11 protein-coding genes are annotated in these 11540 nt (G+C 73.6%); 5 read left to right on the forward strand and 6 right to left on the reverse strand.

Features of this window, described 5'->3' with window-relative positions; all coding sequences use genetic code 11:
• The first annotated feature begins 56 nt into the window (after positions 1-56).
• From efeU to efeB, 3 genes are all read left to right on the forward strand, one after another.
• Complete coding sequence (efeU, locus tag AB0B66_RS03505) at positions 57-929, forward strand: iron uptake transporter permease EfeU (protein ID WP_360522260.1); 873 nt, start codon at positions 57-59, stop codon at positions 927-929.
• Positions 930-958: 29 nt separating this feature from the next.
• Positions 959-2086, forward strand: a complete 1128-nt coding sequence (gene efeO, locus AB0B66_RS03510; protein WP_360522263.1) for an iron uptake system protein EfeO — start codon at positions 959-961, stop codon at positions 2084-2086.
• Positions 2087-2157: 71 nt separating this feature from the next.
• Complete coding sequence (efeB, locus tag AB0B66_RS03515) at positions 2158-3417, forward strand: iron uptake transporter deferrochelatase/peroxidase subunit (RefSeq protein ID WP_360522267.1); 1260 nt, start codon at positions 2158-2160, stop codon at positions 3415-3417.
• 206 nt (positions 3418-3623) lie between these two features.
• On the opposite strand, the gene AB0B66_RS03520 is transcribed toward efeB, so the two are convergent.
• The gene (locus tag AB0B66_RS03520; RefSeq protein ID WP_360522270.1) at positions 3624-4592 is read right to left on the reverse strand and encodes an RDD family protein; all 969 of its coding nucleotides are present in this window, start codon (positions 4590-4592) and stop codon (positions 3624-3626) included.
• A gap of 81 nt (positions 4593-4673) precedes the next feature.
• Here AB0B66_RS03520 and AB0B66_RS03525 point away from each other — a divergent pair, with 81 nt between their 5' ends.
• Positions 4674-5693, forward strand: a complete 1020-nt coding sequence (locus AB0B66_RS03525) for a stage II sporulation protein M (protein ID WP_360522273.1) — start codon at positions 4674-4676, stop codon at positions 5691-5693.
• On the opposite strand, the gene AB0B66_RS03530 is transcribed toward AB0B66_RS03525, so the two are convergent.
• The 5 genes from AB0B66_RS03530 to AB0B66_RS03550 are packed head-to-tail and all read right to left on the reverse strand — an operon-like array spanning position 5660 to position 10594.
• Complete coding sequence (locus AB0B66_RS03530; RefSeq protein ID WP_360522276.1) at positions 5660-6973, reverse strand: DUF58 domain-containing protein; 1314 nt, start codon at positions 6971-6973, stop codon at positions 5660-5662. The two genes, AB0B66_RS03525 and AB0B66_RS03530, sit on opposite strands and share 34 nt — an antisense overlap.
• 6 nt (positions 6974-6979) lie before the next feature.
• Positions 6980-7957: a MoxR family ATPase gene (locus tag AB0B66_RS03535; RefSeq protein ID WP_360522279.1), complete on the reverse strand. Its 978-nt coding sequence runs from the start codon at positions 7955-7957 to the stop codon at positions 6980-6982.
• On the reverse strand, positions 7954-9177 hold the full coding sequence (locus tag AB0B66_RS03540; protein WP_360522282.1) for a DUF4350 domain-containing protein: 1224 nt from the start codon (positions 9175-9177) through the stop codon (positions 7954-7956). The genes AB0B66_RS03535 and AB0B66_RS03540 overlap by 4 nt, the downstream gene beginning before the upstream one ends.
• Positions 9174-9740 carry a DUF4129 domain-containing protein gene (locus AB0B66_RS03545; protein WP_360522285.1) on the reverse strand — a complete coding sequence of 189 codons (567 nt, stop codon included), beginning with the start codon at positions 9738-9740 and terminating at the stop codon, positions 9174-9176. The genes AB0B66_RS03540 and AB0B66_RS03545 overlap by 4 nt, the downstream gene beginning before the upstream one ends.
• Positions 9740-10594, reverse strand: coding sequence for a hypothetical protein (locus tag AB0B66_RS03550; RefSeq protein ID WP_360522288.1), 855 nt, complete (start codon positions 10592-10594; stop codon positions 9740-9742). The genes AB0B66_RS03545 and AB0B66_RS03550 overlap by 1 nt, the downstream gene beginning before the upstream one ends.
• Positions 10595-10833: 239 nt before the next feature.
• Between AB0B66_RS03550 and mtrA the strand changes: the two genes are divergently transcribed.
• Complete coding sequence (gene mtrA, locus AB0B66_RS03555; RefSeq protein WP_120316862.1) at positions 10834-11523, forward strand: MtrAB system response regulator MtrA; 690 nt, start codon at positions 10834-10836, stop codon at positions 11521-11523.
• Positions 11524-11540: the final 17 nt, after the last annotated feature.

The following is an 11540-nucleotide window of genomic DNA, read 5'->3' on the forward strand; positions in this document are numbered from 1 at the left end:
CTAAGGTACGCCTCGCCTTAGTAAGGCAAGGCTGGTCTATCAACTGAGGTGGTGCCATGGATGCCAACGTCTTCCTCCCCACGTTCCTGATCGGGCTGCGGGAAGGCCTGGAGGCGACGCTCGTCGTCACCATCCTGGTGGCTTTCCTGGTCAAGACCGATCGCCGGGACCGGCTGCGCTTTGTCTGGCTCGGCGTGGCCGTGGCCGCGGCGCTGTCCGTGGGCTTCGCGGCGGTGCTGCAGTACACCAGCGCGCACCTGGAGTTCGAGCGGCAGGAGCTGTTCGAGGCGATCACCTCGATCCTCGCCGTGGTGTTCGTCACCTGGATGATTTTCTGGATGCGCCGGGCCGCCCGCTCCATCTCCGGTGAGCTGCGCGCCAAGCTCGACGCCGCCATCGCGCTCGGGCCGCTCGCCGTAGTCGTCACCGCCTTCCTCGCCGTCGCGCGCGAAGGCCTGGAGACGTCGCTGATCTTCTTCGCGACCGTGCAGGGCGCCACCTCGACCTGGTCGGTGGTCGCGATCCTGACCGGCATCGCCACCTCGATCGCGCTGGGCTTCCTGATGTACCGCAGCGCCCTGAAGATCAACCTGACGAAGTTCTTCACCTGGACCGGGGTGCTGCTGGTGCTGGTCGCCGCGGGCATCCTCAAGTACGGCGTGCACGACCTACTGGAGGCGGGCGTGCTGCCCGGCCTGAACACGCTGGCCTTCGACATCTCGACCGCCCTGCCGCCGACGACCTGGTACGCCGAGCTGCTGCGCGGCACGTTGAACTTCACCCCCGCGCCGACCGTGCTGGAGACCATCGCCTGGGTCGCGTACGCGGTGCCGGTGCTCGTGCTCTTCCTGCTGCCGCACCGTGCGGCGACGCCGCCGGCCGCCCCTGCTACCGCCCCCGCGCCGGTCGCCACCGGCGGCGATCGCTGAAACCACCCCTCGAAACACAGGAGCCACCCATGCGCAAGCTCTCCGTGCTCACGGCGACCGCCGTGCTCGGCCTGGGCATGTCCGCCTGCACCACCGACCCCGAGCCGGCCGCCCCCGGTGACACCACCGGCCCGATCGCGGTCAAGGCGACCGACTCGACCTGCGAGGTCGGCCGGGCCGAGACCGCCGCCGGCACGGTCACCTTCACCATCGCCAACGGCGGCGCCAAGGTCACCGAGTTCTACGTGTACGCGGCCGGCGACCGGGTGATGGGCGAGGTCGAGAACATCGCGCCCGGCCTGACCCGCGAGCTGAAGGTCGAACTGACCGCCGGCACGTACGAGACCGCCTGCAAGCCGGGCATGATCGGCAAGGGCATCCGGGGCGCGTTCAAGGTCACCGGTTCGGCCGCGCCGCTGACCGCCGATGCCAAGCTCGCCGAGGCCACCGCGAATTACCAGCGCTACATCCAGAGCCAGACCGCGGCGCTGCTGCCCAAGACCGAGGAGTTCGTCGCCGCGATCAAGGCCGGGGACGCCGAGAAGGCCAAGGCGCTGTTCCCGATCGCGCGCACCTACTGGGAGCGCATCGAGCCGGTGGCCGAGATCTTCGGCGACCTGGACCCGAAGATCGACGGCCGGGCCGAGGTGATCGAGGAAGGCATGGCCTTCACCGGTTTCCACCGCCTGGAGCAGGACCTGTGGGAGAAGAAGGACATCTCCAAGTCCGGCCCGATCGCCGACCAGCTGCTGGTCGACGTGAAGGAGATCGTGGCCAAGGCCAACGCGGAGAAGCTGTCCCCGCTGCAGCTGGCCAACGGCGCGAAGGAGCTGCTGGACGAGGTCGCCTCTGGCAAGATCACCGGCGAGGAGGACCGCTACTCGCACACCGACCTGTGGGACTTCGCCGCCAACGTCGAGGGCTCCAAGGCCGCCGTGCAGGCGCTGCGCCCGACCCTGGAGGAGCGCGCCCCGGAGCTGGTCACCGCCCTGGACACCGCGTTCGCCAACGTGGACACCGCGCTGGGCAAGCACCGCGCCGGTGACGGCTGGAAGCTGCACAACCAGCTCAACCAGGCCGAGCTGAAGGAGCTCAGCGACGTGATCAACGCGCTCGCCGAGCCGATCAGCAAGGTCGCCGCGGTCGTCGCCAAGTAATCACCCGTCCGCCGGTCCGGGAGCTCCTACGGCTCCCGGACCGGCGCCGGATCCCGGAAGAGGTGGAGCAGATGGTTTCGCGACGGGTGGCCCTGACCGCGGCCGGAGTCGGCATCGCGGGTGTGGCCGGCGCGGCCGCCGTGGGCGCCGCGATGATGGACGACGACCGGTCGCCCGCGGCGGCGTCGCCCGGCGACGCGGTGCCGTTCTACGGCGAGCACCAGGCGGGCATCGTCACGCCCGCGCAGGACCGGCTGCATTTCGCCGCCTTCGACGTGATCACCAAGGACCGCGCGAAGCTGGTCGAGATGCTGCGCGAGTGGACCGCCGCGGCGGCGCGGATGACCCAGGGCCGCGACGCGGGCCTGCTCGGCGCGGTCGGCGGCCAGGCCGAGGCCCCGCCGGACGACACCGGCGAAGCGCTCGGGCTTCCGGCCAGCGGCTTGACCCTCACCATCGGCTTCGGCCGCAGCCTGTTCCGCGACGCGGCAGGCGTGGACCGGTTCGGCATCGCCGACCGGATGCCCGCCGCGCTGGAGCCGCTGCCGCACTTCCCGGGCGACGCGCTGCGACCCGAGATCAGCGACGGCGACCTGTGCGTACAGGCCTGCGCCAACGACCCGCAGGTGGCGGTGCACGCGATCCGCAACCTGGCCCGGATCGGCTTCGGCACGGTCTCCATCCGCTACTCCCAGCTCGGCTTCGGGCGCACCTCCAGCACGTCGCGTGAGCAGGCCACCGCCCGCAACCTGATGGGCTTCAAGGACGGCACCCGCAACATGAAGCTGGAGGACACCGACCTGCTGCGCGAGCAGCTGTGGGCGCGGGCCTCCGACGGCGCGGCGTGGATGGCCGGCGGCAGCTACCTGGTCACCCGGCGCATCCGGATGACCGTCGAGACCTGGGACCGCACCCCGCTGGCCGAGCAGGAGGCGATCTTCGGCCGGGACAAGGGCGAGGGCGCGCCGCTCGGGCAGGCCAAGGAGTTCGACGAGCCGGACTTCGCGGCCAAGGGCGCCGACGGCGAGCCGGTCATCGCCAAGGTTGCCCACATCCGGCTGGCCCACCCCGACTTCAACAACGGGGCGCACCTGCTGCGGCGCGGGTACAACTTCGTCGACGGCTCCGACGGGCTGGGCCGCCTGGACGCGGGGCTGTTCTTCATCGCGTACCAGCGCGACCCGCGCAAGCAGTTCGTGCCCGTGCAGCGCAGCCTGGCCCGTGCCGACATCCTCAACGAGTACATCCGGCACGTCTCCAGCGGCCTGTGGGCCTGCCCGCCCGGCGTCACCGGCGACGGTGACCACTGGGGCCGGGCGCTTTTCGCCTGACCTGCCCGCAGCGGCGGGCAGGCACCAGGCACAGCAAGGTATCGCGGCGAGCGGTTACATCTTTTTTGATGTGGCAACATCAAAAAAGATGTAACCACTGACCCGGCTACTCTCGCCCGTCGGTGGACGTGCCGTCGGGTTGTGTCGACAGACCCGCCCATCAGGCCGGGGCGACCAGCCGGCAAGCAACCGTGGGTCCACACCGGTCAGGCCGGGGCGGCCGGGCGCAGTGATCGCGGGTCGGCCGCAGAGCCGGTCGGCTGGCCGGGGATGAGCGGCGTGGAGCCACCGGGCGGGGTTCCGCCGGGAACGGCGGCGGGCACCGGGGTGGGCACGGGCGCGAACAGCTCCGGCCACAGCATGGCGTGGCTGGCGCGGTCGCGGGCCAGGCGGCGGGCGGCGCGGCTGTGCCGCTCGCCGATCACGGCCGCGAGGTAGGCCCAGCCGGGGGTGTCCGCCGGGGGACCGGGCGTGACGCAGGCGGCGATCTCGCTGGCCAGGGCGTGCCCGAGCCGGGTGCGGTACGGCTCGCTCAGCCCGCGGCTGCGGGCCAGGAAGTGCCGGGCCGCGAGCGCCAGTTCGTCGTCGAGCCCGGTCAGGTCGAGGGTCGATGCCCAGCGGGCCAGCGGCGGCGGGGTCGTCGGGATCCAGCCCCAGCCCTCCGGGGTGCGGTCGTGGATGACGATGGTGCCCGCGACCACGTCGGCCAGGCGCTTGCCGCGCGGCGACCCGGTCAGCACCGCCAGGCTCACCGCCCAGTTCACGATCAGCAGCATGCCCGGCCACTCCAGCGTGGCCCCGACCAGCGCGCGGGTGAACGACTGGCGCAGCGTGATCGGTCCGCCGTCGTCCCGTACCACCCGCAGGCCCATCGCGAGCTTGCCCAGGGAGCGGCCGCGGGTCAGCACGAGCATCAGCGTCGGATAGCCCACGGCCGTCAGCACCACGGCGATGATGTACGACGCGTTGAGGCTGGCCGCGTCGGCGAGCCCGGTGAGGCCGAAGAAGGCGGTCAGCGCGATCGCCACTGCGAAGAACAGCACGACCTGCGCCACGATGTCGATCATGAGGGCGGGCACCCGCGAACCCGCGCGGGCCAGCCGGACCTCCAGGTGCACGGCCTCGCCGCTGACCAGCCCCGCCGTGCTCTCCACCGTGTCCTGCCCCTGCCGCATCGGCACAGTGAATCACAGGCCCGCGCGCCGCGACTGCCCCCGCTAGGCTGCACGGCGGACGACCGGGGAGAGGACGAACGGGTGGACCTGGACGCGTACGTGGCCGAGCACCGCGGCGAGTGGCGGCGCCTGGAGGCGCTGAGCCGTCGGCGCAAACCGACCGCGGCCGAGGCCGACGAGATGGTGCTGCTGTACCAGCGGGTCGCCACCCACCTGTCCGTGGTGCGCAGCCGCACGCCGGACCCGGCACTGGTGGCCGAGCTGTCCCGGCTGGTGCTGTCCGCCCGCGCGGCGATCACCGGGGCGCAGCCGGTGGACTGGCGGCGGGTGCCCCGGTTCCTGGCCCACGACCTGCCGCTCGCCTTCTACCAGGCCCGCCGCTGGTGGATCGCTTCCGCGGTGTGCTTCCTGCTGGTGGCGGCGGCGGTGGCGGCCTGGGTGATCGGTGACCCGACCCTGCCGAGGGCGTTCGGCATGTCCGAGGCGGACATCGACAGCCTGGTGAACCACGACTTCGAGAGCTACTACAGCGAGAACTTCGCGCCGAACTTCGGCCTGCTGGTGTGGACCAACAACGCCTGGATCGCCGCGCAGTGCCTGGCCGCCGGGGTGCTGCTGCTGCCGGTGGCGTTCATCCTGTGGCAGAACGCGCTGAGCATCGGCATGGTCGCCGGACTGATGATCGGCAACGGCCGCGGCGACCTCTTCTTCGGCCTTATCGCCCCGCACGGCCTGCTGGAGCTGACCGCGATCTTCGTGTCGGCCGGGGTCGGCCTGCGGGTCGGCTGGGCCTGGGTGGTGCCCGGACCGCTGCTGACCCGGGGGCAGTCGCTGGCCGCGGCCGCACGGCAGGGCATCACCGGCGCGGTCGGCCTGGTCGGCGTGCTCGCCGTGGCGGGCCTGCTGGAGGCGTTCGTGACGCCGTCGTTCCTGCCACTGATCGTGCGGGACGCGATCGGTGTGCTCGTGTGGAGCCTGTTCCTGGCGTACGTCTTCGTGCTGGGCCGCCGCGCCGAGCGCGCCGACCTCGTGCTCGCCGTCGACGGCCCGGACCGGGCCGCCGCCGTTCAGAGCCGGCCGGTGCTCTTCAAGGCGAGGTAGACGTCGGTGACCTGGCTCGCGAACGTGTCCGCCGGGAAGTCCAGCACCTCCACGCCGTACTTGGCCAGCGCGGTGCCGAGCTTCTCCCGCTCGGCCAGCGCCCGGGTGCCCGCCGCAGCGGCGTAGACCTCGTTCGCGCCGTGCAGCGGGGTGCCGGCCAGCGCGTTCAGGGCCGGGTCGTGCACGGCGGCGATGAGCACCTTGTGCCGCGCGGCCAGCCGCGGGAGCACCGGCAGCAGGCCTTCGCCGAGCGCGCCGGGCTCCAGCGCGGTGAACACCACCACCAGCGAACGTTTGCGCTCCCGGCGCAGCACCTCGCTGGTGATCAGCTCGAAGTCGGTCTCCACCATCGCCGGGTGCAGCGGGGCCACCGCGTTGATCAGGCGGGGCAGGGTGGCGCGGCCGTGCGCGCCGGCCACCACCGCGCGCACCCGGTGGTCGGCCGCGATGAGGTCGACCTGGTCGCCGGCCTCCTGCGCGACCGCTGCCAGCAGCAGCGCGGCGTCCATGGCGGCGTCGAGGCGGGGCTCGTCGCCGACCCGGACCGCGCTGGTGCGGCCGGTGTCCAGCACGCACACGATGCGCCGGGAGCGCTCGGGCCGCCAGGTGCGCACCATGACGTCGCGCCGCCGGGCCGTGGCCCGCCAGTCGATCGAGCGCACGTCGTCGCCCGGCACGTACTCGCGCAGCACGTCGAACTCGGTGCCCTGGCCGCGGCCCCGGATCGCGGTCGCGCCCTCGACGGTGCGCAGCCGGGCCAGCTTCTCCGGCAGGTGCTTGCGGGACGTGAACCGGGGGAGCACCCGCAGCGTCCACGGCGGCCGGTGGGCGGCCTGGCGCACGGCCAGCCCGAGCGGGCCGTGACTGCGCACGACGACCTGCTCGGCGGCGCGGTCGCCGCGGCGGGTGGGAGTCAGCGTGGTGGTCAGCGTCGCCGCCTCGCCCGCGGCCAGGACCAGCGGGTGGGCGTACGGCGCGGCCCCGGCCGAGGGCACCCAGGCGTCGCGCACCAGCAGCCGGGCGTCGACGCCGCTGCGGTTCGCCACCGTCAGCGCGGCGGCGACGTCCTCGCCGAGCCGCACCACAGCACCCGGGGTCTCCCGCCGCACGGTGATCCGGCGCGGGTCGGCGGCCATCGCCCAGTCGGCGAGCACGGCCGCCGCGACGAGCGCCAGCAGCACGCCGGACAGCGCCCACGGCGCGACGCCGTACAGCGCCGACAGCACGCCGACGACCGGCGCGCACAGCGCGGCCAGCAGGGCGGCACGAGCGGTGGGCACGCCGCCCTACCGCGGGGTGGGCACGGAGGCGAGCACGGCGTCGAGGACCGACTCGGCGGTGACCCCCTCCAGCTCCGCCTCGGGCGTCAGCCGCAGCCGGTGCCGCAGCGTGGGCCGGGCCATCACCTTCACGTCGTCCGGCGTCACGTGGTCGCGGCCGCCCAGCCAGGCCCACGCCTTCGCGGTGGCCAGCAGCGACGTCGCGCCACGGGGCGACGCGCCCAGCTCCACCGACGGGGTGGCCCGGGTGGCCCGGCAGACGTCCACGATGTATCCCAGCACCGGCTCGGTCACGGTGACCCGGCCGACCGCCTCCCGCGCCGCGGCCAGCTCGACCGGTCCGGCGACCGCCTTGATGCCGACCGCGCCGAGGTCGCGTGGGTCGAAGCCGGCGTGGTGCGCGCGCAGCACCCCCAGCTCCTCCTCGCGGGCGGGCAGCGGCACGGTCAGCTTCAGCAGGAAGCGGTCCACCTGCGCCTCGGGCAGCGGGTAGGTGCCCTCGTGCTCGATCGGGTTCTGCGTCGCGGCGACCAGGAACGGCTCGGGCAGTGCCCGGGTCACGCCGTCCGCGGAGACCTGGCGCTCCTCCATGACCTCCAGCAGCGACGACTGGGTCTTCGGCGGCGTCCGGTTGATCTCGTCGGCCAGCAGCAGGTTGGTGAAGACCGGGCCGGGCCGGAACTGGAACTCCGCGCTGCGCGGGTCGTAGATCACCGAGCCGGTCACGTCACCGGGCATCAGGTCCGGGGTGAACTGGATGCGCTTCATCTCCAGGTCCAGGGCCGCGCCGAGGCTGCGCACCAGCAGGGTCTTGGCGACCCCGGGCGGGCCCTCCAGCAGCACGTGCCCGCGGCACAGCAGGGCGATGACCAGCCCGGCGACGACGCCGTCCTGGCCGACCACCGCCTTGGCCACCTCCGCGCGCAGCCGGCCGAGCGCCTCGCGGGCGGGTTCGGCGTGCTCGGTCGTCAACGGCTCGGTCACCGGTGCTCTCCTTCTTCGACAGGTCGTGCGGTCACGTGTTCGACCAGGTCCCGCAGCTCCACAGCGCGGGTGTGCAGCTCTTCGTCGGTCTGCGGCGGCGGCCCGTAGAGGATCTCGCCGAGCCGGTGCGGGTGCTCGCCGGTGCGCGCCTGCAGCGCGGGCAGCAGCGTCTCGGACTCCACCGTGGCGGGCAGGCCCAACGCCACGGCCAGCCTGCGCCGGGCGGCGGCCCGCAGCGTCTCCAGCGCCGGGCCGCGAGCGCGGACCCGCCGGTAGAGCCGTCCCCGCCCGGCCGCGGTCTCGGCGGCCGGCACCTCGACCGGCAGCGCCTCCGGCACGGGCGGGCCCAGCCGCCGACCGCGTGCCAGGACGATCGTCAGCGTCGCCGCCAGCAGTGTCACCACCACCCAGAACAGCCAGTCGGGGAACGGGCTCGGGCCCTCCCGCCGCTCCGGCTGCTCGGTCTGCGGCCGGGGGCTCACCTCGGTCCGCGGCCTCGGCGGCGTCGGCGGGACCGCCTCCCGCTCGTGCAGGTCGAGCCAGACCAGGGTGCTCTTCGCGCTGAGCAGGTCGAGCGCGAGCCCGGTGTTGTCGTGCTCGGCGGCCCGGACCGCCCGGAACGGGTCGGCGCTGCCGACGAGCACGAACTCCACGCCGTACTCGAAGACCCGGACCACGCCGCCGTCGTAGCAGCTCTCGACCGTGGCGACCGAGTCCTCCCACCGCGCGTAGCGGGTCCGCACCACTGCGGCCGGACCGGCGTCGGTCAGCCGGCAGTCCGCGCCGCGGCCGGTCACGCCGGTCGCCCAGCGCCGCCGGACCGTCCCGAGCGTGTCGACGGCCTGCCCGGTCTCGCTGTCGTCCGGTTCCACCAGCACCACGCGGGTCCGGTCAGGCAGCCAGGACAGCCTGCTCAGCTGGCCCCGGTACGGGTAGCCGGGGGTGGGCACGAACAGCGTCGCGTCCCCGCCGGCGGCCTCCACCGCGTCGAAGGCCTCGTCGCTGCCGGTGACCCGGCGGATCGTCACGCCCCGGGCCCGCAGCTGCTCGGCCAGCCCGGCCGCGCTGTCCGGGCCGTCGCCGACCGGCGACAGGTACGCCGGGTCGGACGGCGACGGCTCCTCGACCCCGTGCGCGATCACCGAGAAGCCGAGCAGCGCCACGACCGGCAGGAACGGCAGCACCAGCCGCCAGCGGCGGCGTCGGGTCCGGGCCGTCATCGTCCACCTCGCACCAGTTCGTGCACGGTGGCCAGGTGGCCCCGCATCTGCTCGTCGTCCGCGGCGGTCGCCGGGCGCTGGGCGTACCAGATGCCGGAGAAGACACCCGTCGCGCTCTGCAGGGCAGGTCCCAGTTCCGGACGGGCCCCGCCGGCGGCGCGCGCCAGCTCGGTCACCGTCCAGCCGGGCACGTGCTCGACGACGCCCCGGTCGACGAGTTCGCGCACCATGGCCCGCAGCCGCTCGCGCACCGCCTCGGCCCAGCGGCCCTCAGCCGCGTAGCGGTCGGCCTGCGAGAGGTAGACCTCCGGCGCCAGCGCGGGCAGCTCTTCCACCCCGGTCTCGTCCTCGTCCGGATCGGGCCGGTCGTCGGCCGGCTCGGTGTACGACACCGCCTCGTCGGCGCGTTTGGCCCGGCGCATCCGCCAGCGTCTGGGCAGCCAGCCCGGGTAGGTGAACCACAGCACCGCGACGATGGCCGCGAGCAGCAGGAGCAGCAGCGCGGCCAGCCCGAACGGGACGACGTCGTCGAAGACCGCGACAAGTTCGTTCCACCCGCGCATCAGCGGGCCGCCAGCATCTCGGGGCCGGGCTCGCGGTGCCGGGCGGCTCCGGTCAGCCACAGGTCGAGGCCCTCCTGCCGGACCCGCGACTCGATCAGCAGCGCGGCGTCCAGGGCCGCCAGGCTGGCGTACGCCAGCGTGTTGGCCGCGACGATCAGCGGCACCAGCAGCCACTCCGCCGCCTCGGCGGACAGCGGCAGGTATCCCAGCCCGGCCAGCAGACCGAGGTAGAAGGCGAAGCGGATGAGCAGCCAGGAGGCGTAGCCGACGATCCGGACCGCGGCCCCGCGCATGCCCCCGCGGAAGGCCAGCCCGGCCCCGCGCTTGAGCGCTCCGAACGGCCCGCGCCGCTCGATCGTGACCGCGACCGCGGCCAGCCCGAACAGCGGGTATCCGAGCAGCCACACCGGGCCGAGGAACGCCCCGAGCGCCGACGGCACCGCCGCGACCAGGCCCACCAGCGCGATCGCCGTGCCCTGCCGGCGGCGGTCCTGCCACCGGCTCCGGGGGACCGGCTTGCCGGTGACGGCGGCGACCGCGGCCCGGCCCGCCGGACCGCCGAGCCAGGCGATGATCAGAGCCTCCAGGCCCGCCCCGGTGGCCAGCAGCACCCAGTAGCTGCCGCTGAGATCGGGTACGCCCTCGCTGAGGCGGATGTCCAGGCTCAGCCGTCCGGGCACCAGCACCGCCTGCTCCAGCGCGGCGAGCACCGCGGCGGTCACCAGCAGCGCTGCGGCGCGGCGGCGTACCAGCTCGGAAGCGGTGTCCAGCAGCTCGCCCAGGGTGAGCGGGCGCAGCGGCAGCGCTTCGTCACGCGGCAGCCGGCGCGCGGCCGAGGGCGCGGCGCGTTCCAATCGTCGCTCCGAGGGGTGTCGGCGGACCGTGGGGGAGTCCCCGCACGATGCGCGAGCGCGGCGGGGACGGACCATGTTCCGGGGGTGGCGGAGGCCGCCGCCATCCTGGCACGGCGTGGCCACATACGTGGCCCCTACCCTGGCCGATCGGACGAGATCGGTGAAGCGGGTTCGTGTCTCGGCGGGTGGGATGGGATATTGGACGGCATGAGCGAGCCGATGATGCCGAGGTTTACCGCATGAGGGCCCGTGTCCTGGTGGTGGACGACGATCCCGCGCTCGCCGAGATGCTCGGCATCGTGCTGCGCAGCGAGGGGTTCGTGCCGGCGTTCGTCGCCGACGGCGAGCGGGCCCTGGCCGCGTTCCGCGAGGCGCGCCCCGACGTGGTGCTGCTGGACCTGATGCTGCCCGGCATGAGCGGGCTGGACGTCTGCCGTGCCATCCGGGCCGAGTCCGGCGTGCCGATCGTGATGCTGACCGCCAAGAGCGACACCGTCGACGTGGTGCTGGGCCTGGAGTCCGGGGCCGACGACTACGTGGTCAAGCCGTTCAAGCCCAAGGAGCTGGTGGCCCGGGTGCGGGCCCGGCTGCGCCGGGGCGAGGACGTCACCCCCGAGCTGCTGACCATCGGGCCGCCGGACAACCAGATCATCATCGACGTGCCGGCGCACACGGTGACCCGCAACGGGGCCGAGGTGAAGCTGACCCCGCTGGAGTTCGACCTGCTGGTGGCGCTGGCCCGCAAGCCGCGCCAGGTGTTCACCCGCGAGGTGCTACTGGAGCAGGTGTGGGGCTACCGCCACTCCGCGGACACCCGCCTGGTGAACGTGCACGTGCAGCGGCTCCGGGCCAAGATCGAACCGGATCCCGAGCGCCCGGAGATCATCTTGACCGTTCGCGGCGTGGGCTACAAAGCCGGCACCAGCTAACCTTGTCCGACCGTGAC

Origin of the sequence: Catellatospora sp. NPDC049111 (assembly GCF_040648615.1) — a bacterium.
In the GTDB taxonomy this organism is placed as follows: Bacteria; Actinomycetota; Actinomycetes; order Mycobacteriales; family Micromonosporaceae; genus Catellatospora; species Catellatospora aurea.